The organism is Bradyrhizobium sp. SBR1B, assembly GCF_014198205.1.
Classification (GTDB): domain Bacteria; phylum Pseudomonadota; class Alphaproteobacteria; order Rhizobiales; family Xanthobacteraceae; genus Bradyrhizobium.
Window position 1 is genome coordinate 311,220 of record NZ_JACIHC010000002.1, and the last position, 26,450, is coordinate 337,669.

The 26,450-nt window shown below is 63.8% G+C and carries 25 protein-coding genes and 1 pseudogene; 6 read left to right on the forward strand and 20 right to left on the reverse strand.

The features are described from left to right. Positions 1 to 153 precede the first annotated feature (153 nt). On the forward strand, positions 154 to 1,968 hold the full coding sequence (gene mutL / locus GGD61_RS06165; RefSeq protein ID WP_092255225.1) for a DNA mismatch repair endonuclease MutL: 1,815 nt from the start codon (positions 154 to 156) through the stop codon (positions 1,966 to 1,968). 116 nt (positions 1,969 to 2,084) lie between these two features. Here the strand turns inward: mutL and rsmD are convergent, their stop codons facing one another. After that, a complete protein-coding gene (gene rsmD, locus GGD61_RS06170; protein WP_092255227.1) occupies positions 2,085 to 2,639 on the reverse strand; it encodes a 16S rRNA (guanine(966)-N(2))-methyltransferase RsmD in 555 nt (184 codons plus the stop codon). 174 nt (positions 2,640 to 2,813) lie between these two features. Beyond that, positions 2,814 to 4,877, reverse strand: coding sequence for a pseudouridine synthase (locus GGD61_RS06175; protein WP_183230431.1), 2,064 nt, complete (start codon positions 4,875 to 4,877; stop codon positions 2,814 to 2,816). Between the two features lie 120 nt (positions 4,878 to 4,997). Between GGD61_RS06175 and GGD61_RS06180 the strand changes: the two genes are divergently transcribed. Then, on the forward strand, positions 4,998 to 5,456 hold the full coding sequence (locus GGD61_RS06180; protein ID WP_092255233.1) for a nucleoside deaminase: 459 nt from the start codon (positions 4,998 to 5,000) through the stop codon (positions 5,454 to 5,456). Between the two features lie 98 nt (positions 5,457 to 5,554). Here the strand turns inward: GGD61_RS06180 and GGD61_RS06185 are convergent, their stop codons facing one another. Both GGD61_RS06185 and purD read right to left on the reverse strand, forming a co-directional pair. Beyond that, positions 5,555 to 6,457, reverse strand: a complete 903-nt coding sequence (locus GGD61_RS06185; RefSeq protein ID WP_092255236.1) for an alpha/beta fold hydrolase — start codon at positions 6,455 to 6,457, stop codon at positions 5,555 to 5,557. Between the two features lie 230 nt (positions 6,458 to 6,687). Then, a complete protein-coding gene (gene purD / locus GGD61_RS06190) occupies positions 6,688 to 7,971 on the reverse strand; it encodes a phosphoribosylamine--glycine ligase (protein WP_092255239.1) in 1,284 nt (427 codons plus the stop codon). 544 nt (positions 7,972 to 8,515) lie between these two features. On the opposite strand from purD, the gene GGD61_RS06195 reads away from it, so the two are divergent. Next, entirely contained in the window at positions 8,516 to 8,833 is a 318-nt protein-coding gene (locus GGD61_RS06195) for a helix-turn-helix transcriptional regulator (RefSeq protein WP_143109039.1), read from the forward strand. A 338-nt stretch (positions 8,834 to 9,171) separates the two neighbouring features. Here GGD61_RS06195 and GGD61_RS06200 read toward each other — a convergent pair whose 3' ends face one another. The 6 genes from GGD61_RS06200 to GGD61_RS06225 form a co-directional block, all read right to left on the reverse strand. Then, positions 9,172 to 9,663, reverse strand: a complete 492-nt coding sequence (locus tag GGD61_RS06200) for a hypothetical protein (RefSeq protein ID WP_092255245.1) — start codon at positions 9,661 to 9,663, stop codon at positions 9,172 to 9,174. A 192-nt stretch (positions 9,664 to 9,855) separates the two neighbouring features. After that, on the reverse strand, positions 9,856 to 11,916 hold the full coding sequence (locus GGD61_RS06205) for an ATP-binding protein (protein WP_183230432.1): 2,061 nt from the start codon (positions 11,914 to 11,916) through the stop codon (positions 9,856 to 9,858). A 472-nt stretch (positions 11,917 to 12,388) separates the two neighbouring features. Continuing rightward, positions 12,389 to 12,688 carry a transcriptional regulator gene (locus GGD61_RS06210; protein WP_092255251.1) on the reverse strand — a complete coding sequence of 100 codons (300 nt, stop codon included), beginning with the start codon at positions 12,686 to 12,688 and terminating at the stop codon, positions 12,389 to 12,391. Between the two features lie 2 nt (positions 12,689 to 12,690). Next, positions 12,691 to 13,281, reverse strand: a complete 591-nt coding sequence (locus tag GGD61_RS06215; protein ID WP_092255254.1) for a hypothetical protein — start codon at positions 13,279 to 13,281, stop codon at positions 12,691 to 12,693. 65 nt (positions 13,282 to 13,346) lie between these two features. Continuing rightward, positions 13,347 to 13,901 carry a hypothetical protein gene (locus tag GGD61_RS06220; protein ID WP_092255257.1) on the reverse strand — a complete coding sequence of 185 codons (555 nt, stop codon included), beginning with the start codon at positions 13,899 to 13,901 and terminating at the stop codon, positions 13,347 to 13,349. Further along, on the reverse strand, positions 13,898 to 15,004 hold the full coding sequence (locus GGD61_RS06225) for an alpha/beta hydrolase (protein ID WP_092255260.1): 1,107 nt from the start codon (positions 15,002 to 15,004) through the stop codon (positions 13,898 to 13,900). Before GGD61_RS06225 ends, GGD61_RS06220 begins: the two co-directional genes overlap by 4 nt. 139 nt (positions 15,005 to 15,143) lie before the next feature. Between GGD61_RS06225 and xseA the strand changes: the two genes are divergently transcribed. After that, the gene (gene xseA, locus GGD61_RS06230) at positions 15,144 to 16,766 is read left to right on the forward strand and encodes an exodeoxyribonuclease VII large subunit (RefSeq protein WP_092255264.1); all 1,623 of its coding nucleotides are present in this window, start codon (positions 15,144 to 15,146) and stop codon (positions 16,764 to 16,766) included. Positions 16,767 to 16,957: 191 nt separating this feature from the next. On the opposite strand, the gene GGD61_RS06235 is transcribed toward xseA, so the two are convergent. After that, a complete protein-coding gene (locus GGD61_RS06235) occupies positions 16,958 to 17,101 on the reverse strand; it encodes a hypothetical protein (protein ID WP_018321928.1) in 144 nt (47 codons plus the stop codon). A 270-nt stretch (positions 17,102 to 17,371) separates the two neighbouring features. Beyond that, positions 17,372 to 18,195, reverse strand: a pseudogene (locus GGD61_RS06240) (dienelactone hydrolase family protein). 190 nt (positions 18,196 to 18,385) lie between these two features. Between GGD61_RS06240 and GGD61_RS06245 the strand changes: the two are divergent. Then, a complete protein-coding gene (locus GGD61_RS06245) occupies positions 18,386 to 18,613 on the forward strand; it encodes a DUF2093 domain-containing protein (protein WP_018321926.1) in 228 nt (75 codons plus the stop codon). A 130-nt stretch (positions 18,614 to 18,743) separates the two neighbouring features. Here GGD61_RS06245 and GGD61_RS06250 read toward each other — a convergent pair whose 3' ends face one another. Next, complete coding sequence (locus GGD61_RS06250; RefSeq protein ID WP_026202638.1) at positions 18,744 to 19,052, reverse strand: hypothetical protein; 309 nt, start codon at positions 19,050 to 19,052, stop codon at positions 18,744 to 18,746. 507 nt (positions 19,053 to 19,559) lie between these two features. Between GGD61_RS06250 and GGD61_RS06255 the strand changes: the two genes are divergently transcribed. Next, positions 19,560 to 19,757: a hypothetical protein gene (locus GGD61_RS06255; RefSeq protein ID WP_084674967.1), complete on the forward strand. Its 198-nt coding sequence runs from the start codon at positions 19,560 to 19,562 to the stop codon at positions 19,755 to 19,757. A 372-nt stretch (positions 19,758 to 20,129) separates the two neighbouring features. On the opposite strand, the gene GGD61_RS40375 is transcribed toward GGD61_RS06255, so the two are convergent. The 7 genes from GGD61_RS40375 to GGD61_RS06290 all read right to left on the reverse strand — a co-directional run bounded on the left by GGD61_RS40375 (position 20,130) and on the right by GGD61_RS06290 (position 26,280). Further along, a complete protein-coding gene (locus GGD61_RS40375; RefSeq protein WP_244550644.1) occupies positions 20,130 to 20,732 on the reverse strand; it encodes a GYD domain-containing protein in 603 nt (200 codons plus the stop codon). Then, positions 20,729 to 21,745, reverse strand: coding sequence for a tetraacyldisaccharide 4'-kinase (gene lpxK / locus GGD61_RS06265; RefSeq protein ID WP_092255267.1), 1,017 nt, complete (start codon positions 21,743 to 21,745; stop codon positions 20,729 to 20,731). The genes GGD61_RS40375 and lpxK overlap by 4 nt, the downstream gene beginning before the upstream one ends. Further along, positions 21,738 to 23,072: a 3-deoxy-D-manno-octulosonic acid transferase gene (locus GGD61_RS06270; protein ID WP_092255270.1), complete on the reverse strand. Its 1,335-nt coding sequence runs from the start codon at positions 23,070 to 23,072 to the stop codon at positions 21,738 to 21,740. Before GGD61_RS06270 ends, lpxK begins: the two co-directional genes overlap by 8 nt. Continuing rightward, positions 23,035 to 23,754, reverse strand: a complete 720-nt coding sequence (locus GGD61_RS06275) for a lysophospholipid acyltransferase family protein (RefSeq protein WP_183230433.1) — start codon at positions 23,752 to 23,754, stop codon at positions 23,035 to 23,037. The genes GGD61_RS06270 and GGD61_RS06275 overlap by 38 nt, the downstream gene beginning before the upstream one ends. Further along, positions 23,751 to 23,993, reverse strand: a complete 243-nt coding sequence (locus tag GGD61_RS06280) for a DUF4170 domain-containing protein (protein WP_018648410.1) — start codon at positions 23,991 to 23,993, stop codon at positions 23,751 to 23,753. Before GGD61_RS06280 ends, GGD61_RS06275 begins: the two co-directional genes overlap by 4 nt. Positions 23,994 to 24,056: 63 nt before the next feature. Further along, entirely contained in the window at positions 24,057 to 24,875 is an 819-nt protein-coding gene (locus GGD61_RS06285; protein ID WP_092255273.1) for a 3'(2'),5'-bisphosphate nucleotidase CysQ, read from the reverse strand. Continuing rightward, positions 24,862 to 26,280, reverse strand: coding sequence for a TldD/PmbA family protein (locus tag GGD61_RS06290; protein ID WP_177237061.1), 1,419 nt, complete (start codon positions 26,278 to 26,280; stop codon positions 24,862 to 24,864). Before GGD61_RS06290 ends, GGD61_RS06285 begins: the two co-directional genes overlap by 14 nt. Between the last annotated feature and the right edge of the window lie 170 nt (positions 26,281 to 26,450).

Sequence of the window (26,450 nt, forward strand, 5' to 3'; positions counted from 1 at the left end):
GGTGCCGGCCTGCGCAATTTTCTCGAACGCTCAATGTCTTCAATGCGATAGGTAGCCCTCTTCCCCAGGCGGCCACACGGCTGTTGCCCAACACATGCTTTTGACGCAACACGGCCTAGAATAGCGCTGTCCGCGAATCCAGATCAGAACCTCATGCCCGTCCGCCAGCTTCCAGAACAGGTCGTCAACCGCATCGCCGCCGGCGAGGTGGTCGAGCGTCCGGCGAGCGTGGTCAAGGAGCTGGTCGAGAACGCCATCGATGCCGGCGCCAGCCGGATCGACGTCTTCACCGATGGCGGCGGGCGGCGCCGGATCGGCATCACCGACGACGGCGGCGGCATGACCGCGAAAGACCTCGCGCTCGCGGTCGAGCGCCACGCCACCTCCAAGCTCGACGACGAGGATCTGCTCCAAATCCGCACGCTCGGGTTCCGCGGCGAGGCGCTGCCCTCGATCGGCTCGGTGGCACGACTGTCCATCACCACCCGGCATGCGGGTGAGCCGCACGCCTGGGCGCTCACGGTCGAGGGCGGCGAGAAGTCCGAGATCATGCCGGCGGCGCTGGCGCATGGCACCCGCGTCGAGGTTGGCGACCTCTTCTATGCGACGCCAGCCCGGCTGAAATTCCTCAAGACTGACCGCACCGAGGCGGAAGCGATCCGCGAGGTGGTCAGGCGCCTCGCGATGGCGCGGCCTGATATCGCCTTCACGCTCGCGGGCGAAGAGCGCGCACCGGTGACCTGGGCTGCCGCGCTGCCCGGCGCCGCCGGCCGCCTGACGCGGCTCGGCGACATCCTGGGCGCTGAGTTTCGCAGCCATGCCTTCGAGATCCACGCCGAGCGCGAGGGCGTCGTCGTCGCCGGCTATGCCGCTGCACCTGCGCTGACCAAGGCCAACGCGCTCGGGCAGTATCTCTTCGTCAACGGCCGCCCGGTCCGCGACAAGCTGATCCTCGGCGCGGTGCGCGGAGCCTATGCCGACTATTTGCCACGCGACCGGCATCCCGTGCTGGCGCTGTTCGTTACGCTCGACCCACGCGAGGTCGATGCCAACGTCCATCCGGCCAAGACCGAAGTGCGCTTCCGCAACGCCGGCCTGGTCCGCGCGCTGATCGTGCACGGGCTGAAGGAAGGTCTCGCGCGTGAGGGGCGTCGCACCGCTGCCAACAGCGGCGAGAGCGCGTTGTCCGCGTTCCGGCCGGCCTTCACGCCGCCGCGTCCCGCAAGCTGGGACTGGCGGGCTTCGCCGTCCGCCCCAGTCGCGCCGATGCCGTCCTTCGAAGGATCGGCCGCACCCGCTTTCGCCGAGCGTGCGCAGGCCACCTTCGACGTCGGTGCGCCCAGCGCGGACGTGCGGATCGAGTCCCAGCCCGTCAGCGATCTGGTCGATCGTCCGCTTGGCGCCGCGCGCACGCAGATCCACGAGACCTATATCGTCTCGCAGACCCGCGACGGATTGATCATCGTCGACCAGCATGCCGCGCATGAGCGCATCGTCTATGAGCGGCTGAAGGCCTCGCTGGCGGCGAACGGCGTGCAGCGGCAGATCCTCTTGATCCCCGAGATCGTCGAGATGGACGAGGCGACGGTGGAGCGCCTCCTGGAGCGCAGCGAGGAGCTCGCATCGTTCGGCCTCGCCATCGAATCCTTCGGCCCCGGCGCGGTCGCGGTGCGCGAGACGCCCTCGCTGCTCGGCAAGACCAATGCCGGCGGCCTCTTGCGCGATCTCTCGGAGCACATGGCCGAGTGGGACGAGGCGCTGCCGCTCGAGCGCCGCTTGATGCATGTCGCGGCGACCATGGCCTGCCACGGCTCGGTGCGCGCCGGCCGAAGGCTGCGGCCGGAAGAGATGAACGCCCTGCTCCGCGAGATGGAGGACACCCCGAACTCCGGCCAGTGCAATCACGGCCGGCCGACCTATGTCGAGCTGAAGCTCAGCGATGTGGAGAAGCTGTTCGGGCGGCGGTGAGCCGTGGTGAAGGTGCCGTAGGGTGGGCAAAGCGAAGCGTGCCCACCACCTATCGCGATTGTGCAGAGTGCGTGGGCACGGCGCGACGCACCTTTGCCCACCCTACGGCAGTGCAGCTACGGCCGCTTCAAAAACACGAACTCCGTATCGTCATACGCCCGCCGCTCCAATTCCTCGTACCCTTCCGGCGTCACGAACTGCGCGGCCTTGGCCTCCTCGACCACCAGCAGCGCGCCGGGCGTGAGCCAGCCTCCGTCGCGCAAGCTCGCCAGCGCCTTCTCCGCAAAACCCTTGCCATAGGGTGGATCGAGGAACACCAGCGAGAACGGCTCGACGGGATGCGCGGGCCCGAGATCGGTGGCATCGCGGCGGTAGACCTTGCTCACGCCGCCGAGGCCGAGCGACTCGACATTGTTGCGCAGCAGCGCCCGCGCCTCGGCGCCATTGTCGACGAACAGCGTGAACTTCGCGCCGCGCGACGACGCCTCGATGCCGAGCGCCCCGGTACCGGCGAAGAGATCGAGCACGCGCGCGTCCGCAATCGGATCATCATAGGCGTGCACGAGGATGTTGAAGACGGACTCGCGCAAGCGGTCCGCCGTCGGGCGGATGTCGCGCGAGGACGGTGAGGCGAGATTGCGCCCCTTCAAACGACCGCCGACGACGCGCATTATGAGACTCGAATAGTAGAGGAACGGAAGGTGAGCTCCCTTCCCCCTTGTGGGGAAGGGTTGGGGAAGGGGGTGCCACAAGCAGCGACCTCTCGTGGGGTACCCCCCTCCCTAACCCTCCCCCACAAGGGGGGAGGGAACGAGAGAGTGCGGAGCGAATGACCGCGCTCCACCTCAGTCCTCCCGCGGCGTCAGGTCGCGCTTGCCGTGATAGCCGCGCTTGGGACGGCGCGGCGGGCCGTAGCCGTTGGCCTCTTCCTCGTTGCGCTCGCGCGCCTCCTCGCTGCCGGTGCGCTGCACCAGCACGCGGCGGCCCTTGCGGTCGTTGATCACGGCACGCTTGCTGGTGGGCTTCTTCTCGTCATCACCTGCAGAAGATTTCTGCGGCACGTCGAACTGCGCACCCGACTTCTCGATCACCTTGTCGCCGAGCTGGTCGCGCAGCACGCGCGAGCGGATCTCCTCGACCTGACCTTCGGGCACCTCGCCGAGCTGGAACGGACCGTAGGAAACCCGGATCAGGCGATTCACCTCGAGCCCGAGATGAGCGCAGACATTGCGCACCTCGCGGTTCTTGCCTTCGCGGATCGCGAACACCAGCCAGACATTGGCGCCCTGATCGCGCTCCAGCGTCGCTTCGATCGGACCGTATTTGACGCCCTCGACCTCGATGCCGTTCTTGAGCTCGTCGAGCTGCGCCTGGGTGACGTCGCCATGGGCACGAACGCGATAGCGGCGCAGCCAGCCGGTGTCGGGCAGCTCGAGCGTGCGCGCGAGCCCGCCGTCGTTGGTCAGCAGCAGCAGGCCTTCGGTGTTGAAATCGAGCCGGCCGATCGAGATCAGGCGCGGCAGGCCTTCGGGCAGGTTGTCGAACACGGTCGGACGACCCTCGGGGTCGTCATGCGTGGTCATCAGTCCGCGCGGCTTGTGGTAGAGGAACAGCCGCGTGCGCTCGCGCTCCGGCAACGGCTTGCCGTCGACCAGGACGACGTCGTTCTTTGTGATGTCGAGCGCCGGCGAGTTGATCACCCGGCCGTTGACGGTGACGCGGCCCTGCGTGACCATCTCCTCGGCATCGCGGCGCGAGGCAAGCCCCGCGCGGGCCAGCGCTTTCGCGATGCGCTCGCCGGCCTTCTTCGGCTTCGGCGCTTCTTCGCGGCGCGGACGGCGGTCGAAATCGCGGTCCCGCTCGCGATAGGCGCCGCGGCCGCCGAAAGCGGGACGCTTCTCGAAAATCCTGCTGTCGTCCTCGTTGTCACGGCGCGGGCGATCGCCGAAACGACCTTCGCTGCGCGGATGCTCGTGCCAATCGGAATGGCCTTCCGAGCGCTCGCGCGGACGGTTGAATTTCGGCCGGTCGCCGCCACGCCCGCCGCGGTCGCCATCGCCGTCGCGACGGGGCCGATCGAACTTCGGACGATCCTCGCGCGGGCGATCGAATTTGGGCCGCTCGCGGAACGGACGGTCGCCCGACGCGCGATCGTCGCGGGAGCGCGAGAAGCGCGGACGGTCCTCGCCGCCTTCGCGCTTTTGCCAGGGCTTGTCCTCGCCGCGATCACGGCCACCGAAATCCTTGCGCGGGCCTTTGCCAAAATCCTTGCGCGGCGGACGATCGCCACGCGGACGGTCGTCGCGCTTCTGCCACGGCTTGGAATCACCGCGCTCGCCGCGGTCGCGATCAGGACCGCCCCGCGAAAACTTCCGCTCGCTGTCGAACTTGCGTTCCGGACGATCGCCACGCGGCGCGTAGGGACGCTTGTCACCGAATTTCTTGTCGCCGAACCGGCCAGCGGGACGGGAATCGTCACGATCCCGGCTGCGCGGCGGACGGTCGTCACGGCCATAGGACGGACGATCACCACGCGGCTTGAACGGCCGCTTCTCGCCATCGCGCGAAGAGCGATCGGAAAACGGACGGTCGCCGCGCGGCTTGAAGCTGCGCTCGCCACGACCCTCGCTGCCGCGGTCATCGCGCTTGAAGCGGGGACGGTCGGAAAAATCGCGGCGCGGGGCATCGCCCTCCTCGCGGCGGCGGAACGGTTTCCCCTCGCGCGGCGCGCGGCTGTCACGGTCGCCACGGGGCGGGCGGCTGTCGCGATCGCCCCTGCGCTCGCTCTTGCCCTCAAAACCGCGCTTGGCGAACTTCTTCTCGGGGCCGCGTGCCTTGCCGGAACGGCCGCCTTTGGCCGGGCCTCGCCGGCCGCGGGAATCGTTGTCTTTGTCGCTGTCGCGAGGCATGAATGATCTCACTCAAGGGGGTGGCCATTAGGCATTGTGCGCGCTCGTTCCGAGCCGCATGCCCAGGCAAAACCGGTAAGCACTTCTGCTGAAGGCGCAGCTACTAGCAGGTTTCTTCGGATGATACGAGGCTTGAAAGCCCCCTCCTTCATGGATTTGGCGCTCAAAACGGCCGAAAATGCCGGAAAAGCGGGCGAAGTTCCGATCGGCTGCGTGGTGGTCCGCAATTACGAGGTCATCGCCACCGCGGCGAACCGGACGCTGACCGACCATGACCCCACGGCCCATGCCGAACTTGTCGCGCTGCGCGAGGCGGCGAAAAAGATCGGCAGCGAGCGCCTCGTGGACTGCGACCTCTACGTGACGCTGGAGCCCTGCACCATGTGTGCGGGCGCGATCTCGTTTGCAAGGGTGAGGCGCCTCTATTACGGCGCCGCCGATCCCAAGGGCGGCGCGGTGGAATCCGGCGTGCGGTTCTTCGCCTCGCCAACCTGTCATCACGCCCCGGACGTCTATTCCGGGGTCGGCGAGAGCGAGGCGGCGCGGCTGCTCAAGGAGTTCTTTCGGGAGCGAAGGTAGGGCAGTCGTAGCCCGGATGGAGCGAAGCGCAATCCGGGCCAGTGTCGCGGCGTTGACAGACCCGGATTTCGCTTCGCTCCATCCGGGCTACAAGATCGTCAGCCCGAAAAGAACTCGCGCAGCGCCTTTGCCGTCACGTCGGGATTCTCCTCGGTGAGGAAGTGGCCGGAATCCACCGGCATGCCCACGACGTTCGTCGCCCATTGCTGCCAGGTGTCGAGCGGCGTCGCCGCGGCCTGGGCGACGCCGGCATTGCCCCACAGCGCCAGCATCGGAATGGTGATCTTCTTGCCGGCTTCGAAATCGGCCTTGTCGAGGTCGTAGTCGAAATAGGCGCCGGCGCGGTAGTCCTCGCACATCGCATGCACGCGGGCGGGATCGCGGAACGGGGCGAGGTAATGCTCGAGCGCGCGCGGGTCGATGGCGTCCAACGTCCTCGACTTGGTCTGGCTCGCCATCTTGAAGCGCAGGAAGAACTCGCCATTGCCAGAGATCAGGGTCTCCGGCAGTGGATAGGGCTGCGCCAGGAAGGTCCAGTGGTAGATCTTCAGCGCGTAGGCGCGGTTCATCCGCTCCCAGTAATTATAGGTCGGCAGGATATCGAGCACCGCGAGCTTCGACAGCCGGCCGGGATGGTCGAGCGCGAGGCGGTAGGAGACGCGGCCGCCGCGGTCGTGGCCGGCGAGCGCGAAGTGCACGTGACCGAGCCGCTCCATCACTTCCACCATCGCCTTGGCCATGGCGCGCTTGCTGTAGGGGATGTGCAGCGCATCGCTCTCGGGCATGTCGGACCAGCCGTAGCCCGGCAAATCGGCGATGATCAGCGTGAAGTGCCTGGCCAGCTCGGGCGCGACCTGGTGCCACATCACATGGGTCTCGGAGAAGCCGTGCAGGAGCAGCAGCGGCGGCCCGCTGCCGCCGACGCGGGCGAAGATGCGGCCGAAGGAGGTATTGATCCATTCGGCGGCAAAATCCGGATAGAGGTCGGCGAGATCGGACATCTTTCTGCATCCTTTAAAGGGTCAATCGTGAGGCCGCCCCGACACCTAAAATTGCGAAAACAACCCCATGCACAGTAGCGGTATCATCAGCGGGGCTACTAACCCCAACAGCTGATTGCACATTCTGGAATGTCGATATGGCGGCGCGGTGACACAAGCCCTCGAGATTCTCGGATTGGCGCGCTTTACGCGCCGTCCGGGATCGCGAGCCGGTTCTTGTCAGCTGCTTGTTAGCCCTTGGCCTTCTCCGCCTCCACCGCCTGCCAGCCGATGTCGCGGCGGCAGAAGCCCTCGGGCCAGCTGATGCGGTCGACGGCCTGGTAGGCACGGCTCTGCGCCTCCGTCACGGTCTTGCCGAGCGCGCAGACATTGAGCACACGGCCGCCATTGGCGAGGATCGCGCCGTCCTTCTCGACCGTGCCGGCGTGGAAGATCTCGACGGTGTCCACCTTCGCCGCGTCATCGAGCCCGTCGATCCGCGTGCCCTTCTGGTAGTCGCCGGGATAACCCTTGGCCGCCATCACCACCGTGAGCGCGGAGTCCGGATGCCAGCGCAGATCGAAATTCTTCAGCTGGCCGTCGCAGGCGGCGAGGAAGGCCGGCACGATGTCCGACATCATGCGCAGCATCAGGACCTGGCACTCGGGATCGCCGAAGCGGACGTTGAACTCGAACAGTTTTGGCCCCTGCGTCGTCAGCATGATGCCGGCATAGAGAATGCCGCGGAACGGCGTGCCGCGCTGCTTCATGCCTGATACCGTCGGCAAGATGATCTTCGCCATGATCGCGTCGTGGATCGCGGGCGTCACCAAAGGCGTCGGCGAATAGGCGCCCATGCCGCCGGTGTTCGGGCCGACGTCGTGGTCGAACACGCGCTTGTGGTCCTGGGCGGAGGCCAGCGGAATCGCCGTCTCGCCGTCGCACAGCGCAAAGAAGCTGATCTCGCGGCCCGGCAAGAACTCCTCGATCACGACTTCAGTGCCGGCCTCGCCGAACGCGCCCTCGAACATCATGGCGATGGCGTCCTCGGCCTCGCGCACGGTCTTGGCGACGACGACACCCTTGCCGGCGGCGAGCCCGTCGGCCTTCACCACGATCGGCGCGCCCTGGCTCTGGACGTAGTCGCGCGCGTCCTTGGCGTTGGTGAAGCGCTTGTAGGCGCCGGTGGGAATGCCGAATTCGGTGCACAGCGCCTTGGTAAAACCCTTGGAGCTTTCGAGCTGGGCGGGAATCCTGCTCGGGCCGAACGCCTTGATGCCGGCAGCGGCGAGATCGTCGACGATGCCGGCCGCCAGCGGCGTCTCCGGCCCGACCACCACGAGCTCGACCTTGTTCGTCTTGCAGAACTCGATCACCGCCGCATGGTCGGCGACGTCGAGCGCCACGCATTCCGCCTCCCGCGCGATGCCGGCATTGCCGGGCGCGCACCAGAACTTGGTCACCAGGGGGGAGGCCGCGATCTTCCACGCCAGGGCATGTTCGCGGCCGCCGGAACCGAGCAGGAGAATGTGCATCGAGGGCTCGAAATGAGGGGTTTTGCTTGGGGGCGGAGGTCGCACGAATCGCGGCGGGTCTCAAGGGGGCGGCCCGAACTTCCCGTCATTCTGTGGGCGCGGCGCCTGCAAGCGGCGCACCGAGGTGATCGGCATTTTCCCAACGAGGATGGCGTCGTGCGCCTCACGGAAGGGATCCTGCTCAAACAGAACTATGATTAGACGGTCCGGCGCGCCCGCTGCATGAAACTCGAAACCATCGCGCCATTGAGACGATCCGACCGTCGGCCTTCCGGCAATCGCCAGCTTTCCTGCTCGGCTCTTGGCGGCGAACGCATTGGTGCACCGCCGGCTATACCAAGATTGGGGACACGATCGCAGTGGCGAACCGCCCGGTTTGCGGACCAAACGGCGGCGTACGGTATGGACGAACCTATCCACTCATGCCGTTACGGTCACGTGAGCCACCCGGAACACTTTGCCCGATGGGTAACGCTTTCTTCAACTTTGCATGGGTATGGTCACAGTGCCGATATCCGTAAACAGGCGAATTTTTGAGGCATCCATGACTAAATCTTTTGAAGATGTGGCGGATTTAGACATCCAAGATCCGACATACTTGGCCAGTCCGGGGATCAACGGAACTGATCTCAAGGCTTGGCGCAAGAAGCATGGGTTTACCCAGGAAATGCTGCGGCTCGCCCTTCAGGTCGGATCGCGGCAAACCATTATCTCTTGGGAAAAGTCCGAACAGCGACTGCCTCGCTACATCTACCTTGCCTTGATTGGACTTGAGCACTTGGACCACGGTCACGGCTTCATGACCGGGTATCGGTTTACTGCTGCTGAGGCGCGGGCGGCTCGGAAAAAAGCAACGTTTTGAGACTTGCTATGACGGCTGCGAGCCATATTTCATTGGGTAGGCCCCCCACCTACGCCCTGTCGGTGGATATTGGGGTCTGTGTCTTTGATCTATGGAAACTACGGGGTGATGCCCCGTCCTGCCAGACGTTAAAGTGGCGACATTCGATCTCTCGTGCCCTGACAAGCACCGCGTGGTGGGCCAAAGGCCACGCAAAGCGATCCCTGAAACTGCAAACAGCCCCATGGGCTGAGGGATCGCTATTATGAAGACCATTGGTTGGGCCGCTATCGTTTACTCCGTTCATGATGCCTACACGTTCGGCGCGCTTGTCGCGCTTATCGTCGGCGAACTTGCCGTCACGCAATTGGCGAAGAAGCGTCGCCTTGGGCGCCCTTAACTCGACTTTCGAGGGTCGCAATGAAGCCGCCGCAAGTCGAGCACGCCATCATAGCAATGTAGTCATCGGATTGATCCTCCATTGCGGCGGCATTTTCTGGCGTCATCGTAGCCAGATACTTCTCTTTCAGATCAGCCATTCGGCGATCGATTTCGTCCAGGTCGAGGTTGTGGGCAATCGTGTTGCGCAAGCTGTTGGCTGCGTTGAGAACGCCCCACCACGGCTCATTCTGTTCGCCCTTAGCGAATACCTTGCACTTCTCCATTTTGTCCGAGAACTTCATCCGGCGCAGTCTGCGCTTCGACACACCATTCGCAGAAACGTAGGAGTTCATTATTTGCTCGGCTTCCAAATGATTGCGGAGAATAGAGAGCGTGAGCGTGTTCATATTCTCATTGCGTTCACGTATTTCCGCAATCCGCGCCTGGACTTCCGAGTCGTCAATATTCATTGTTTCCCTCCGTGAACTCCGAAGCCAAAGCATCAGTGGAGATGGTTTAGTGCATTGTCACCGTAATCCTCCGAGTGAATCAGCAAATTGGGAGTGACAGTCCACTAAGTTCTTAAGTCAAAACATCGGTTGACACGATTGAGTGCACCGTCGCCTTAATCGCAATGATACTCTAAGAGAATCGAACGGGCGTCACGGAGCCGGTGGAGACGAGTCGTCTGACTTGCCGGCTGGCTTGCGGCCGGCTTTCCCTGCTTCTTCAGATGTCTCCCCTAAGCGCTCCCCAAGCTCTAGAGCCTCGCTCTTGAGAACGGAAGCCTTCAATTCAGCTATGCGTGTCTCGATCTCCTCGTCGGAGACTTCGATACGAAGCTGGTCTTGAACAAACTTTAGCCTGCCCTCGGCGTCGCGGAGCAACTCGGACCAAGACTTCACCCACACCTTGTGGTTCGGCTTGTCGATGAAAAGACCGACCGCTCTATTTTCCTGAGTGATGCGTGCCTTTACAACATCATCGTATTCACTCGTCACCAAATAGAAGTTCCAGCTCGTTGAAGTGTTTATGAAATCCGGCTGCGCCAAAATCGAATTCACATAATCTTCCAACTGATCGAGCTCCTTGCGCCCAATCGTAAGCGATGGACGCTTCAGCTCTATCAACAAAAACTCACGGTGGTTCTCATCTCCGTGCGGGACAAGACGCCCCATGAATGAGTCTATCCTACCGATCTTGCCATCGGGCTTCCTACCCTTTGCACCTTTGGAGCGTTTAAGCGCCAATTCCTCAGAGACGCGCTGCATAATCTTGGTGAGGCCAGCCTCGGCCATCGTAAAATGAAAGCCTTCACCGAACAGCCAGGTATTGTCTCGCACGAGCACATCAAGCTCGCCCCGCTCCTTAATAGTTCGGCGGTGCTTCGGTTCAAACACGATTTCCTTCAGTACCTTGAGCGCAACTATTCGGTTGGCGACAAGGTTTGATGCCGCGATGATGTTGCCCAGCTCCGTCTTTTCAAGGAGCTGTGAGAATTCATCTTGCCGAAGCTTTGGGAGATTGAATACGGCCTTAAGAATGCGCGACACCGACTCGGGATTGTTCCTCACGGCCTCCCTAAGTAGCCCTAAAGTGATCTTCTTAAGTGGATTGTCGGCCTTCTTGAAGTCGCGCGAGTACGAGGCGACCGCATGGGTGGTGATATCGAATACTTGCCGCTCACGACGCTCGACTTCGTCTTTTGGTTCCCCCTCGTACGGGTACACTCCAGCCGCCCTTAGCTCTTCAATCAGTTCGCCAGACTTTTCGGCTTGGCGAAAACGGAAATAGTCCGTCAACGTATCTCGAACGTATTCAAGTACCCGAGCGAAGTCAGGATCAGTCAGGCCATCAAACTCAAGGAGATTGGCTTGGGCGATCTCACCAAAAAATGGAGTGTAGGCGTACGCCGAGAACTCGAATTCTGGAGCAGTCACATTGGCTGGCAGCGAGCCAAGGACAACTCCGCTTTCCCCTCCAAAATATATCTTTCGTGCTGTGACGCGCGGTCTCCACTCGATCACGCGGAGAGTCAGGTCCTTGACGACGCGACCCGGACAGATAATTGCCTGCTTCGGAAACTCATGAGAACGTTCAATATTTCGCTTCGGATCAACTGCTTTACCGTCATATATGATCTCGACATCAGGATATTGAAGTATATATGGCGCGAAGATCGCGTCGAACTCTGAGCGTGCTTGATCGCCGGTCAGCCAATCGAACGTTTCTTTTAGAGGGGAGAGTTGGACGACTGTCCCTTTTTCGGCGTTCGCATCGGCTGGAGTGGGATCAGATACGTTGCTGATCTCCAGCCGATCCGCGTCTATATCGATCGTCAATTTCAACAGCGAGTTGTTTTGCTCATAGACAGAATCCCAGTGCGCTCGTCGCGCTAGCGAGAAGAAGCGCAATCGGCCTTGGCCTTCCTTTCCATGAATCGCGCGAGCGAGAACGAGCGTTCGAGCGTTGGTCCTCTTCCATGACTCGCCTAGACTTTCGAAATCATGTTCGGCTCTCTCTTTGCTGATGCCGGTTCCGTTATCTCGAATGATAATGCTCTCCAGGCCTCCCAAGGCATTCCGTTCGAATTCGACGGATGTGCGCTTGGCGTCGGCGTCGAGGGCGTTCCATACGAACTCTGAAATCGCCTTCACGTGGTCATGCGTGCTTGCCACCTTTTGCAGGTGGTCATGTTTAGCCTTGAGAGTGAGTACGACCATCTCTTAAACGCATTGCGGATGAAAACGAGGGAATATGGCGAAGCTAGTCTAGCCAGATGAGTACGCTATTTACAACCTCAAGTCTGCGCGGCGGACTGGCGTCAGTCAGTCGAGCTAACCGAGCTTGGCGCTTGGGAAGCAGCCGAATCGGCTAAGCCTCCAATCCAATAGTCAGTCAGTGTAATCCTCGAACGTGTTCACCTGAGGCAACGTGGCTGATGAAGCGGCCGCCTCCGATCGCCGCGCGCTTATTCACGATTTGCTTGCTTTGCCGAGTCGCGAGCAGACCTAAACTCGAAAAACCTCGACTCCGGCCGAAATGTCGAAAAGTGCCTACACTGTTTTCCGCACAGTCTATCTGATGGCTGGTTATTACAGTAAAATCAGATAGTTATAATACTCTAAACTCCCTCAAAATGGGGAGGGCGCCGCAATTCGCACCGCGATCAAACGTAACTGCGTGGCAGTGCCCCTACCCCTGCTTCCCCGCAATGATCTCCTGCAACGTCGCGACGTGCCGGGCGAAGGCGCCGCGGCCGGCGGCGGTGGCGGTGACCGTCGTCTGCGGCTTCTTGCCGACGAACGCCTTGTCCACCTGGACGTAACCCGCCTTCGCCAGCGTCTCGATATGCGCGCCGAGATTGCCGTCGGTGGCGCCGGTCAGCTTCTTCAGCCGCGAGAACTCCAGTCCCGCGGTCGCAGGCAGCGCGTTCAGCGCTGCCATGATCTTCAGCCGCAGCGGCTGGTGGATGATGTCGTCGAGATCCGCCACGCCTAGCCCCGCCGCATCCAGAGGGTACCTGCGATCAGAGCACCGCCATTGACGGCCGCCATCCACGGCAACAGCGGCACACCCGGGATATAAAAATATCCGATCAGCGTCAGTGCGATGATGGTCGCGCCGAGCGGTGCAAAGGCGTAGCCGAACCGAAGGCCCGCCGTCAGGTAGACCAGTGTGATGTAGACCTGCCAAAACACCGTTTGCTGGCGCGGCGAGAACCTGCCGAAGTAGCAGCAGACGAGGCCAAAGGCGGCGATCAGCAGGAGCGCCAGCAGAGTGCGCCTGTCGAACAGGCGGATGCCGTTTCTCGAAAGATGATAGGCGCCGAGAACAACGAGGCCGAGAGCCGAGACGACGTAGAGTGCAAACCAGAAATACAGCCCGTCATTCACCACGAACCAGCTGTTCCAATAATAGGCCCCGTAGCGCGGCCAGAACCACATCAGCATATCGTCGGCAAACGGCATCACGGCCCATATCAGCAGGACGAGACCCGCGACCAGGTAGACCTGCGACCGCTGCCCACGACGAACGGCATGCTCATTGGCGTTCAGTGCTTCAGGAGCCTGATGGCTGTCGATCACGGGCGCGCTCCTTCCTGGGTATTGGCTGCAGGCTGGTGGATGATGTCGTCGAGCCCGGGCATGCGCTAGATCCGCCGCATCCAGAGGCCGCCGAGGATCAGGCCACCGCCATTGACGAAGGCCATCCAGAGCGGGAACGCCTCGCCGATGTAGAAAAAGCCGATCAGCGTCAGCGCCGTGATGCCGAGGCCGATCGCAACGAAGGCGTAGCCGAACCACAGCCCGGCGAGTGTGTAGAACAGCATGAAATAGATCGGCCAGAACGTTCCCAGCTGGCGCGGACCAAAATGACCGACGACGTTGGTGACGAAATAACCGAAGGCGAAGAACAGCGCGAATACCAGGAACAGCCTGATGCCAACGCCGGCGCCAAAGGGGTGGCTTTTCGGATCGAGCACGCGAAGTGCAATCAGACCACCGACGCCGAAAACATCCGCGGCAACCCAGGCGTAGGCCGCGTAGATCGGCCAAAGCCAGGTCACGAGATTGGCTGCGAACACCAGCACGCCCCACCAGACCGCGGCGAGGCTCGCCAGCTCATAGAGCTGCGATTGCTTCACGCGCTGGACGATATCGTCGATATCGGCCAGCGCTGCGGACGCCTCCCTGCTGTCGATCATGACTGCCCTGCCCCGCGCGTTGCCACGTCCTCGGCGATCACCGAAATCGCCTTCGGATGGGTGACGATGCCCATATGATTGATGCCGTCAATGACCTTGACGTCGACCGACGGCTTCACCGCCTGCACGGTCTGCGCATATTTGTCCGAGATCATCATCTCGTCATCAGTGCCGCCGAAGATGGTGACCGGACGTGTGGTTGCCGGCAGATCGAGGCGATAGCCGCGCGTCGCGAAATTGCGCGTCAGGCGATCGGAATAGGTCGAGACGAGGTACTTCGCCGAGCTCGGCGGCACCGCCAGGGCCAGCACCGGAAGCTGCGAGCAGCAGTCGATGCCGAGCTTGCGCAGCGCCGTCAGACCGAAGAAGCGCGGGACATTGAAATTGGCCCAGCCGCCCGCGTTCGGCCGGTTGGTCGGTGCGTCATGGCCGAGATAGGGCGCGAGCAGCACGGTGCGCACGAACATGTCCTGCATGATCGGCGTCGCGGCGACTCGCAGCGAGAAGCCGGCGCCGGCGGAATGGCCGATCAGAGTGAGCGGCAGATCCGCCGCGGTCTTGCGAACTTCGGCAACGAAATCGACGAGATCGTCCTCGAGCTGGCCGACATAGCCGATATCGCCGCGGGTGCCGGAGCCGCCATGCCCGCGGATGTCGAGCGCCCAGGTCTCCACCCCGCGCGCGGCGATCGCGTGGGTCAGCGCGTGGTTAACGGTGCCGCTGGAGCCGGAGGAGCCATGGATGAAGATCGCGCCGCGGCCCGCCGCCGGGCCCCCGGAGCCATTTCCGTTCCGATGGGATCGGGCTCCGGATTCTTGTTTTGACGCGTTTTCTTCACGCGAACCGGCTTCCACTTCGCTTGAAAACGCTTTGGCCGCATAGTGGCGATAGCCGATCCAGGTGCCGTCGCGGGCCTGGAAGCGCTCCAGCGGCGGCAGCGTGGTCCAGTCGATCCCCTTGGCGGAGTCGGAGACCGACCGCATCTCGGGTGGCCGCTCCAGCGGCGTTGCGATCATCGCAGTCAGGATCAGCGCCACGCCGCCGACCGCACACAGGGCCCATTTCAGACCGCTCAAGACGCCGCGCAGCAACCGGACCGCCATGACCGTTCTCCCTCAAACACATCAATCAATAGAGAACTCTATAATACAGAGTACTCTCCCAATCAATCCCTCGATTGGCGCCGCGCGGCGAAAATCCTTAACGTCGGGTCTGACCCCAAAATGCCGAATCGTTTGCTAGATGCCGCCTGCGGAACAACTGAACAACGCGTTTGAATTCACCGTCTCCGAGCTCTCCCAATCCCTGAAGCGGACGGTGGAGGACACCTACGGCCATGTCCGGGTCCGCGGTGAGATCTCGGGCTTCCGCGGCGCCCACTCCTCCGGCCATTGCTATTTCGCGCTCAAGGACGAAAGCGCCAAGATCGAGGCGGTGATCTGGAAGGGCGTGCACGGCCGGATGCGCTTCAAGCCCCAGGAAGGGCTCGAGGTCATCGCCACCGGCAAGCTCACGACCTATCCGGGCTCCTCGAAGTACCAGATCGTGATCGAGGCGCTGGAGCCGGCCGGCATCGGCGCGCTGATGGCGCTGATGGAGGAGCGCAAGAAGAAGCTCGCCGCGGAAGGGTTGTTCGATGAAGCGCGCAAGCAGCTGCTGCCGTGGCTGCCGGAGGTGATCGGCGTCGTGACCTCGCCGACCGGCGCCGTCATTCGCGACATCCTGCACCGGCTGGAGGACCGCTTCCCCCGCCGCGTGCTGGTGTGGCCGGTGAAAGTTCAGGGCGACGGCTCGGCCGAGCAGGTCGCGGCCGCCATCCGCGGCTTCAACGCGATTGCCCCGGGCGGCAGGATTCCGCGCCCCGATGTGCTGATCGTCGCGCGCGGCGGCGGCTCGCTGGAAGACCTCTGGTCGTTCAACGAGGAGATCGTAGTGCGGGCAGCAGCCGAGAGCATGATCCCGCTGATCTCGGCGGTGGGGCACGAGACCGACATCACGCTGATCGACTTCGTCGCCGACAAGCGCGCGCCGACGCCGACGGCGGCGGCGGAGATGGCGGTGCCGGTGCGCAGCGAATTGTTCGTCGAGGTCGCCGACCTCGGACGCCGCACCCGCGCCTATTGGCAGCGCGCCCAGGAAAGCCGTCGCAGCGAGTTGCGCGCCGCCGCACGCGCGCTGCCCGCGGCCGGCGATCTGCTCGCCATTCCCAGGCAGCGGCTGGATTCGGCGGGCGCGTCCCTGCCCCGCTGCCTCAAGGCCAACACGCACGCGCATTTCCGCAGGTTTACCGCCGCAAGCTCAAAGCTGACGCTGCGGGTGCTGCACGGCCAGATCTCTCAGGCCGACCACCGCCTCACCGTGTGCGGCGAACGGCTTGGCCTGTCCGCGCGCTCGTTGCTGCGGCGTCGGCGCGACCGCTTTGCCGGACTTGAGGTTCGCTTGCGCGCGTCAAAGCTCTCCAATGCGCAGGCGCAGCGCAACACGATTGCCCGCCAGCGCGAGCGCACGCATCGCCTCAGCGAGCGCGCCGGCCGCGCGCTCGTCACGTTGCTGCAGCGGCTGGAGGCCCGCGTCGAGAACAGCGGCAAGCTGCTGTCCGCACTGTCCTACCGCAGCGTGCTCGCGCGCGGCTTCGCGCTGGTGCGGGACGAGGCGGGGCATCCCGTGCATGCGGCCGACAGCATCGGGCCGAATGCGCGGCTCGAGATCGAGTTTGCGGATGGACGCGTGGGCGCGACCGCGGATGCGGATCGCCCGGCGCCAACGGCCAAGCGCACGCCCGCGCAGCCAAAGTCGGCTGCGGCGGATACAAAGCCCGCGCCGAAGCGTGTGGCCAAGCCGGTGGATCAGGGCAGCTTGTTCTGAGGTGTGAGGCGCCTCTGCGATCGCAGCGCTCCCAATGCTAACCCGTCATCCTGAGGTGCGAGGCTTGCGATGCAGACGCATCGCAAGGTGAGCCTCGAAGGATGTACGGCCGCGATGCAGCCGGGCCGTCGCCCTTCGAGGGCCGCTGAAGAAGCGGCCGCCTCAGGGTGACGGTGTTGGACTGATGTACTTCACCGGCACGACAATCCCGCGTCGATCGTGGTCCAGAAGCCGCAATGCTCCGGTGCGCGCTGTGGGGCGCCGGCGTGGGCTTCGTAGAGGAAGATCGCGACGGTGAAGACGGCCAGTGCGGAGGCGAAGAGGACGATGCGCATGAGGACTGCGTTTAATCGACATCGTGGTCGAACTAAGGCGCCCTCACCTGCTGAAACCGGCGCCGCGCGCGATCCGTAGATTCCCGGTCGGCCATCACAGTCCGTGCAGGGCGGTGGTCGATGCGGGGCTGTCCGCCTGAATTTGTTCCTCGGACGGCCCCGCTTTGGAAGACCCGTAGCCCGGATGGAGCGAAAGCGTAATCCGGGTTCGTGCCACGCGCTGCGCTGCCCCGGATTGCGCTGCGCTCCATCCGGGCTTCGGCACTTCCATTACCGCGCCAGCCACTGCGCGACGTCCTTTTGCGACTCCGCGCGCGCCTCGGCATCCGTGCCGAGATGGCCGCGCTCGGGCACGGCGGCATCGTTGCTGCCGCCGGCGGCGTGCAGCGGTGTGTTGGCGCGGTCGAAATCGTGATAGGCGTCGGGATAGACCACGATGCGTGCGAGCGCGCTGCGGCCATGCGCGCCCTCGACCATCTGGCGGCAGGCCGGCGGGAGGAGACGTCGTCATTGGCGCCGATCAGCACCAGGGTCGGCACCCGCGTGCTCCAGCCGAGACCGGCGGAGATCCGGCAGTCCGGATAGAACGCGATCGCGGCGCGGAAATCGGGCGCCAGGTCGCGCGCCGCGCTCTGCGGCCGCACGGCCCACAGCAGCGCGCTCGCGCCGTTGGCCCAGCCCATCAGGCTGACGCGATCGCGCGCCACCCAGGACTGCTTCATCAGCCAGGCGCGCGATGCCGCGACGTCGGTGACGCGCTCACGCCGCGCCTTGACGTGCATCTCCTTGACGCGGCATTGCGGCCCGAGCTCACGCGAGCCGTAGCTGTCGGGCAGCAGCACGGCATTGCCTGCCCTGAGCAGGCGCTCGGCCCAATCGCGGTAGCGCGGCAGCACGGAATCGGAATGGCTGCTGAGGCCGTCGCAACCGTGCAGCGCGATCACGGCCGGAAATGGCCCCGCCCCTTCAGGCTTGTAGAGCTGCGCATGCAGCACGCCGGACGCCAGCGGAATGTCGACCTGCTGCGGCGCCGGCGCGGCATGCGCGGCGGACATCAGCAGCGTCAGAAACAGGGCGGTCAGTCGAAGGCGCATCGGACTCTGCCACAGGAGATGCCGGAACCAGCGATCCTTCACCCAAGCACTATCACGCGGAAACGGCGGCAAAACATCACAAACCAGTGGGTTTACCGGGCGGACAAGCCGCCCTATCTGTGCTACATCCCGTCCAACACATCGTGCCCTCCAGTTTCGACGGAGCGGCCTTCCACGGAGACTTTCGACCGTGCTGAACAAGTTCGGCCCCTCGGGCCATGGCGAAGCGCAAGTGCAATATCTCGACGGCGACTTCCGCGTGATCTCGCCGGGGACCTTCGTGCGCTGTGCCATCACCGACACGCGGATTCCGCTCGACGAGCTGAAGTACTGGAGCGTGGATTTGCAGGAGGCCTACGCCACACCCGCCGCCGTGCTGCAGCGGCATTTCCCCGGCGCGCCGAAACCGCAGCAATGAGCCTTCGGCTCTCGTAGGGTGGGCAAAGGCGCTAAGCGCCGTACCCACCATCTCTCCATGACCGCGATGGACAAGGTGGCCACGCGTTGCTTTGCCCACCCTACGAGAGCGGGTTCGTGGCGTCGTTCTGCTATTGCTGCTCGGGACCATCCGCCCCCACACAAGTCTTGATCGCGCTCTTCCTGGCTTCGCCGACGACCTTCTGATCGATCGCCTGCTTCAGGCAATCGAGCCGCGCCTGCGCCATGCAGAGCTGCAGCTGGTCGCGCTTGTCCTGTCCTTTCAGGCTCGCGGTCGTGGCAAGGCACGTCACGCGCTTGGTCGCGGGAACCGGCACGGTGACGGTCGGGCTTGCTGTCGGCGCGGGAGTTTGCGCGAAGACGGGCGCAACGATCAGACACACAAGGCTGGCGGCAACGGTCGCAGACGGCAGTTTCATCGAATTCTCCTGATCGTCGGGAACCGATAGGCGTTTTGCGATGAATGTCGCCTGAATGGCGGGCTGCTGCGGGTTAGGCAAAGCGCAGCCGTGTGGCGTGGCACGAGCGGTGCAACTTTTGGCGCGTCATGGGATGGAGACGATGTTCGCGTGCACCTGAACCGCGAGTCTCACCGAGGAAAAGATCTCCGTCGTGCCGATCCGCGTTGCATCGAAGAATACTTGCACTCCGTAGTTAGTCATTTCGCGTTGTGGTTGGATTCTTTGTTGCAATCCGGCGCCCTTAAGTTGTTTGACGAAGTCTTGTTGAAACAGAGAGCTGCTACAGTGTTCGTTAGGTAATTGGCCCTGTTCCTTTTATCGCACAGACAATCAAGTCAACCAAACAGCCATCGAGCTTTGGAATTGGCGCAGTCTGTGAACGGGCTCATATCGAAAGAGCCATCCGACGGGCTACGATCACCTCGAAAATTTGCGGTGGAATATCTGTAAATCGAGAGTCAAACGATGGGGGTGATCATGCCCACCATATTGGACTTGCTCTATCGTGAATATTGTCGCGCCCGTCTCGCTGAAATGCGCAAACAGCTTCTGATCGCAGCTGAACGCTCCGAAGCTCTCGAAGCGCTTCGTCATCCTGCGGATCAGGTTGACGATGAGAGGACGGACGCACATCGCAAGACCGTTCACGGCCTGCCGCATTGAAGTGGCCCGCGACCGGCGATCTCTCCCGCGTAGCAGTGACCAAGCAATTGGCAACAGTTTGGGAGTGAGCAATGAATACACCCGAATGCTATACCGTCGCGGTAGCCTGCGTCTCGTGCCTGACCATTATTGGATTAATGGCCGTCGGGGCGTGGTGAGCACGACTGATTGCTGAACTGCGATACCGGTACGCGTGAAGACGACGCGCCAAGAACGGGAATCCAGAGCTCCGGTTCTGCTTCAATCAGAACCGAAGCTCTAAAGCATGATCCGGAAAAGTGCGCAGCGGTTTTCCGAAAAGATCATGCTTAAACAACAACCTAAAGCGCGATGACGATTCATCCTCATCACATCGCGCTTCAGATCCTGATGTCAGCTTCCGGGCGGGGTATACGAAGAACGCAGCTTCGCCGCGTTCTGGCGGACCTGCTTGATCTCGTCCTGCGTGAACAACCTGGTCAGTTTCACATTCTGCAGGGTGCCTGCGGTGACGGTCAGGCCGGAAATGGCCGGCGCCGCACCCGGATCAGGCACATCGAAAATCACCAAAACGCCCGGGCCGTCGGCCGCAACGCTGTACATCGAAAGCAGCTTTCCGCCGGCCGCTTCGATGAGCTTTCGTGCCGCCTCCTGGCGATCGGTGGTGGGATTCTCCAAAATGGCATTGAGAGCGCGTGGGGTGTATTGTCCGGTGAGGCAAAAATGCATGGCATGTTCTCCTCTGGTTTTTGGCAATGATTTTCCCTGCCGTTCCGAACTGATCGTTACGGCCGCTGCATCTGAAGTGATGAAGGTACTGCCCGCCGTGGGCATAAACGCCGTCGATGATTTCCGGGAGGTCGGCACGTCCCGGTGACGGCTCTCATCAAAGGCTACATCAACTCCCGAACGTGCGGAAGAGAATTCATCAGCCGCGACATGTCGCCCGATCAGTTGTCGAATACCGCATGGCGCTGGATGACCAAACGAGATCATCGCCTGCTGAACCGCCGCTCGCGCGCCTTGTAGAGATGATCGCTGATCAATTGCCGGAGCGCTGTCGGATCATCGAATTCGAGCTGCACAGCGAACGGCACGATGCTAGCAGGCAGGCCCTCGCGGCCGCGGAGGCGCGCGAGATCCTTTTCCGTCGTCACCAGTGTGTACTGCTCGCGCTGCGCCTCCGCTGCGAGCGCTGCGATCTCGTCGTTTGAAAACATGTGATGATCGGCGAAGGCGCGCGTGCGCGCGACCTCGATGCCACAGGCGCGCAAGCTGCGGAAGAATCGTTCGGGATCGCCAATGCCCGCGAACGCAAACACCGGCTTGCCCAACAGTCTTGCGACCGCCCCGGCGTCCGGCCTCAGACGCGCGCGCAGCTCCGGCTTGTCGCGCTTGGCAAGCTCGGCCGCGACATCGTTGGCGGCACGGCCGTCGCCGATCAGCACCAGCGCATCGGTGCGCGCGAGCTGCGCGTTCAGCGGCGCGCGCAGCGGGCCGGCCGGAAACACCTTGCCATTGCCGAGGCCACGTTCGCTATCGATCACGATCAGCGAAGTGTCCTTGACCAGGCGCGGGTTCTGGAAACCGTCGTCCATCAGGATGACGGTGGCGCCTTGCGACTTCGCCAGCGCGACACCCTCGAGGCGATCCCGCGCGACCGCGACCGGGACGTCGCGCGACATCATCAAGGGCTCATCGCCGATGTCGGACGCGGTGTGGCGCGCGCGGTCGACCATGACCGGGCCCTGCAGGCGTCCGCCATAGCCGCGACTGAGCACCACCGGGGTCTCGCCGAGCTCGCGCAAAAGCTTCGTCAGCGCCAACACGGTCGGTGTCTTGCCGGCGCCGCCGACATGATAATTGCCGACGCAGATCACGGGGATGCCGGCATCCACGCCTTTGCGCAGCATGCGCCGTTCGGTGATTGCGCCGTAGAGCGCTCCGAGCGGCCATAACACGCACGACTGGAGAGAACGTGGCCGGTACCAGAAGGCCGGCTCACGCATTGGCGGCTCCCATCTCGATCCGTAGCTGCAGCAGATACGGCTCGAGCGCGATCATGGTGCGATCGAGTGCGCCGCCGAGCTCCTCGACCACGCCGCTGCCCGCGCGCTGCATCTTGTCGCGCAAGGCGGGATCGGCCAGCAGCTGGCCGAGCTGCTTGACCAGCGCTTCCTGCGTGTCGGCCTGGCGCGCACCGCCGCTGCCGTCGAGCGCCTCATAGACATCGGCGAAGTTGAAGACGTGCGGGCCATGGACGATCGCGGCACCGAGCTTGATCGCCTCGATCGGGTTCTGCCCGCCATGGCGGATCAGCGATCCGCCCATGAACACGATCGGCGACAGCCGGTAGAACAGGCCGAGCTCGCCCATGGTGTCGGCGACATAGATGTCGGTGGTCGCGGTCGGCAGCTCCTCGCGTGAGCGCAATGCCGGCTTCAGGCCCGAGGCGGTGATCAAGCCAGCGATCGAGGAGCCGCGATCGGGATGGCGCGGCACGATCACGGTGAGGAGCTGCGGGAAGAAGCCGGCGAGGCTGCGATGCGCCGCGACCAGCATCTCGTCCTCGCCCGGGTGTGTCGAGGCCGCGACGATGATGGGGCGCCCGCGCGTCATCGCCATCAGCCGTTCGAGCTTGGCGGGATCGGCCGGCGGTGCCGGCACGTCGAGCTTGAGATTGCCTGTCGTGACGACGTCGCGGCCGCCGAGCGCGGCGAAACGCTCGGCATCGGTCTTCGACTGCGCCAGGCAAATGTCGAAACGCGACAGCAGTGCCGAGATGGTGCCCTGCATGCGGCGCCAGCGCGGGAAGGAGCGCGGCGACATCCGCCCGTTGATCAGCACCATCGGCACCCGGCGGCTAGCGCCCGCCAGGATCAGGTTCGGCCACAGATCGGATTCGATGAACAGCGCCAGCGACGGCTTCCAATGATCGAGGAAGCGCGCGACATAGCGCGGGGAATCATACGGCACGTATTGATGGATGACGTCGGGCGGAAACCGCTTTGCGACCACGGCGGCCGAGGTGACGGTGCCCGAGGTGAGCAGGATGCGCAGATTGAGATCGCGCAACCGCTCGACCAGCGCCGCAGCGGCCAGCACCTCGCCGACACTGGCGCCGTGGATCCAGACCAGCGGACCATGCGGCCGCACGTCCCTGGACAGGCCGCGCCGCTCGCCGACGCGCGCGGGATCCTCCTTGCCCTGCTTCAGCCGCCGCTTGATCAGCGCCGGCGCAAACGGCACCAGGCCGGAGGCCAGCCGCTGATACATCCGCAGCGTCATCGGCAACGAATTAGGCATCTTCCGGTCCCGGGCGGCCGAGTTGCGCATAGGCGCGGCGGGTCGCCTCGTTCAACGTGTCTTCCAGCTCCTGCCGCAACGCTTCCATCATGGCGGCGTCGGCATCTGCGGGAACGTGGATTTCCTTGATGCCGACCAATGCGCCCCGCCCGAATGGCAAATTGATGGTGGTGCGGTCCCAGTTCTTGAGCCGGACGAAGCGGCTGGTCGCCATCGCGAAAGGCATGATCGGCCGCCCCGATTCCCGTGCCAGCATGATAATGCCTAGCCCGGCCACGCGCGAGCGCTTGGGGACATCGGCGGTCAGCGCGACATTACAACCGGTCTGGAGCGTGCGCACCATTTCCTTGAAGGCGCCGACCCCGCCCTTGCGGTGGAAGGCGCCGCCATGATCGCCGGAACCGCGGATGGTGCCGATGCCGAGCCGCTTGGCGGCGATCGCATTGAACTCGCCGTCGCGGTGGCGGGAGATCAGGACCTTGGCGCGATAGGACGCCTTGTTCTGGTTCTTGATGAAGGGCGTGAGGAAATGCTGGCCGTGCCAGAACGCGAAGATCGCAGGGAGCTGCGGCTCAACCTGCGCATAGACGTCGGGCGGATCCAACGTGAATTTGTTGGTCCGCCAGACCAGACGCAGATATTCGGCCGCCAGGACCCCGACGGCACGCTGAACGAAGCTGCTTCGCAGCGTATTGCGAAGCAGTTTTTTCAACGCGCCGGTTCTTGATTCGGGTCGAGCAACCGGTGGAGGTGGACGATGAAATAGCGCATCTGCGCGTTGTCGACCGTGCTCTGCGCCTTGGCCCGCCAGGCGGCATGGGCGGTCGCATAATTCGGATAGAGGCCGACGATCTCGACGTCGTCGAGGTTCTTGAAGGTGTTGTGCTCGAGATCGACGAGCTCACCGCCGATGACGAGGTGAAGCAGTTGTTGCGGGGCACTATCTGGCATGAGTTCTGTTCCTAACGGGCTGCCCGGCAAAAGCAGTGTTCGACGAGCACGACGAAAAGCGCTTTAGGCCAAGGGGCGGTTTCGAAAATGCGCGACAATGCCCGCATGACGATCGCGCCCCGCTGCCACCAGCACCCCGTGCGCCACTTCCCGGCGGTTATAGAGGATGGGTTCTCCGGAGAGGTCGCTCATCCTACCATCGGCTTCCTGCACGATCAAATCGGCCGCCGCAAGGTCCCAATCATGGCTGTTGCCCCCCGCAAAAGCCGCATCCAGCGCGCCATGGGCGACCCGGCACAGGCGCAGCGCGAGCGAGCCGATTCGCGGATGCAGCTTGATCTCGCCGTCTGAGATGTTGAGCCGCTCGACCATCGGTTTCGGGCCGGCGATGCGGGAGAAGTCGAGCGCCGATCCGGGCGAAGCCTGCACGGCTGCGCCGTTGAGCGTGGTGCCCTGGCCGCGTGCGGCGAAGAAGAACTCGCCACTCGTCGGCGCGAACACCGCGGCCAGCACCGGCGCGGCATCCTCGACCAGCGCGACGCTGACGCACCAATCGTCGTGGCCGTTGAGATAGTTGCGCGTGCCGTCGATGGGATCGACGATCCAGGTCAGCCGCCGCGACAGCCGCGCCGCATCGTCGGCGCTCTCCTCCGAGAGCCAGCCATAATCCGGCGTCGCACTGCGCAGGCGCGCTTCGAGCAGGTCGTTGACGGCGATGTCGGCTTCGGAGACCGGCGAGGATGCGCCCTTGGTCCACTTCTTCAGTTCGGTACGAAACATCGACTGCGCCAGCGCACCCGCCTCGCGCACCGTGTCCCGCAGCAGTGCCGCGTCGCGCGTCAGGATGGTTTCGCCCGGGGCGTTCGCCTCAACGTCCGCCAAGCGTCAATCCCTCGATGCGCACCGTCGGCGCATTGATGCCGTAGCGGAACTCGAGATTGTTCGCGGGCTGCATCGACTTGAAGATCTCGAACAGATGCCCCGCGATCGTCACCTCGCTGACGGGATAGGTGATCTCGCCGTTCTCGATCCAGAAGCCGGAGGCGCCGCGGCTGTAATCGCCGGTGACGCCGTTCACGCCGGAGCCGATCAGATCGGTGACGTAGAAGCCCTGCTTGATGTCGGCGATCAGCTCGGCCGGGCTCGGTGTGCCAGGCTCGAGATGCAAATTGTACGGCCCGGGCGAGGGCGAGGAGGAGACGCCGCGATGGGCATGGCCGGTGGTGGCAAGGCCGAGCTCGCGCGCGGTGGCGCAGTCGAGCAGCCAGGTCGTCAGCACGCCTTCGTCGATCAGCGCGATCTTCTTCACGGCAACGCCTTCGGCGTCGAAGGTCTGCGAGCGCAGGCCGCGCTTGCGCAGGGGATCGTCGATGATGCGGATGTTCTTCGCAAACAGCTGCTGGCCGAGCTTGTCCTTGAGGAAGCTGGTCTTGCGCGCGATCGAGGCGCCGTTGATGGCGCCGACGACATGGCCGACCAGGGAGCCGGCGACGCGCGGATCGAACACGACAGGCACCTTGCAGGTCTCGACCTTGCGCGGATTGGAGCGCGCCACGGTGCGCTCGCCGGCGGAACGGCCGACGATTTCCGGCGACAACAGGTCCGCACCATGCGGCGCCGAGGTGAAGTCGTAATCGCGCTCCATGCCGGTGCCTTCGCCCGAGATGGCGGTGGCCGAGATGCCCTGGCTGGAGCGCAAATAGGAGCCGTGGAAGCCGGTCGAGGTGACCAGCACCATGCCGCCCATGCCCGCGGAGGCCGAGGCACCGCCGGATTTGGTGACGCCCTTCACGGCGAGCGCGGCAGCTTCGGCCGCGAGTGCGCGGCGCTCGAGCTCGCTGGTGGCAGGCACATCGGGATCAAGCAGATCGAGATCGGGGAAGTCGCGCGCGAGCAGCGCGGGATCGGCGAGCCCGACATATTTGTCGTCGGGCGCAACGCGCGCCATCGCGACCGCGCGTTCGGCGAGCTTGGTCACGGCATCGCCGCTGACGTCGTTGGTCGAGACCACCGCCTGGCGCTGGCCGACCAGTACCCGCAGGCCGACGTCGTCACCCTCGGAGCGCTCGGATTCCTCGACGCGTCCGTCGCGCACCTCGACGCCTTGCGAGACGCCGCGCACCGCGACCGCGTCGGCCGCATCCGCGCCGGCGCGCTTGGCCGCCTCCACCAGCCGCTGCGCCAGATCCGACAAAGCGGACTGGTCGAACAGGTCGCGGCTGGCCTTTGACCCCTTGGAGGAATCCTTGGACGAAAGCGTCGAGCTTGCGGATGGTGAAGAGTTCACGAACGAAATCCTGTTGGGGCGGGGGTTCGGGACCGGAACCCACAGATGTGCCCTGATCGCGCGGACTTCAAGCATTTTCAGCCCGCCAAAAGCTCAGATTCGCACCTTTGGCGCAACGTCTCGTCAATCATGCGCGCCAAGGTCTTGTCAATCATGAGCAGCAGTGACGG

Excerpts from the sequence above, each read along its gene's own strand:
- GGD61_RS06270 (WP_092255270.1), bottom strand. The coding sequence starts at position 23,072 with ATGCGCAACTCGGCCGCCCGGGACCGGAAGATGCCTAATTCGTTGCCG.
- GGD61_RS06280 (WP_018648410.1), bottom strand. The coding sequence starts at position 23,993 with ATGCCAGATAGTGCCCCGCAACAACTGCTTCACCTCGTCATCGGCGGT.
- GGD61_RS40375 (WP_244550644.1), bottom strand. The coding sequence starts at position 20,732 with ATGATCTCGTTTGGTCATCCAGCGCCATGCGGTATTCGACAACTGATC.
- GGD61_RS06200 (WP_092255245.1), bottom strand. The coding sequence starts at position 9,663 with ATGAATATTGACGACTCGGAAGTCCAGGCGCGGATTGCGGAAATACGT.
- xseA (WP_092255264.1), top strand. The coding sequence starts at position 15,144 with ATGCCGCCTGCGGAACAACTGAACAACGCGTTTGAATTCACCGTCTCC.
- rsmD (WP_092255227.1), bottom strand. The coding sequence starts at position 2,639 with ATGCGCGTCGTCGGCGGTCGTTTGAAGGGGCGCAATCTCGCCTCACCG.
- purD (WP_092255239.1), bottom strand. The coding sequence starts at position 7,971 with ATGCACATTCTCCTGCTCGGTTCCGGCGGCCGCGAACATGCCCTGGCG.
- GGD61_RS06220 (WP_092255257.1), bottom strand. The coding sequence starts at position 13,901 with ATGATCGACAGCAGGGAGGCGTCCGCAGCGCTGGCCGATATCGACGAT.
- GGD61_RS06235 (WP_018321928.1), bottom strand. The coding sequence starts at position 17,101 with ATGCGCATCGTCCTCTTCGCCTCCGCACTGGCCGTCTTCACCGTCGCG.
- mutL (WP_092255225.1), top strand. The coding sequence starts at position 154 with ATGCCCGTCCGCCAGCTTCCAGAACAGGTCGTCAACCGCATCGCCGCC.
- GGD61_RS06175 (WP_183230431.1), bottom strand. The coding sequence starts at position 4,877 with ATGCCTCGCGACAGCGACAAAGACAACGATTCCCGCGGCCGGCGAGGC.
- GGD61_RS06195 (WP_143109039.1), top strand. The coding sequence starts at position 8,516 with ATGACTAAATCTTTTGAAGATGTGGCGGATTTAGACATCCAAGATCCG.
- GGD61_RS06180 (WP_092255233.1), top strand. The coding sequence starts at position 4,998 with ATGATACGAGGCTTGAAAGCCCCCTCCTTCATGGATTTGGCGCTCAAA.
- lpxK (WP_092255267.1), bottom strand. The coding sequence starts at position 21,745 with ATGCGTGAGCCGGCCTTCTGGTACCGGCCACGTTCTCTCCAGTCGTGC.
- GGD61_RS06185 (WP_092255236.1), bottom strand. The coding sequence starts at position 6,457 with ATGTCCGATCTCGCCGACCTCTATCCGGATTTTGCCGCCGAATGGATC.
- GGD61_RS06250 (WP_026202638.1), bottom strand. The coding sequence starts at position 19,052 with ATGAAACTGCCGTCTGCGACCGTTGCCGCCAGCCTTGTGTGTCTGATC.
- GGD61_RS06255 (WP_084674967.1), top strand. The coding sequence starts at position 19,560 with ATGGGGGTGATCATGCCCACCATATTGGACTTGCTCTATCGTGAATAT.
- GGD61_RS06225 (WP_092255260.1), bottom strand. The coding sequence starts at position 15,004 with ATGGCGGTCCGGTTGCTGCGCGGCGTCTTGAGCGGTCTGAAATGGGCC.
- GGD61_RS06205 (WP_183230432.1), bottom strand. The coding sequence starts at position 11,916 with ATGGTCGTACTCACTCTCAAGGCTAAACATGACCACCTGCAAAAGGTG.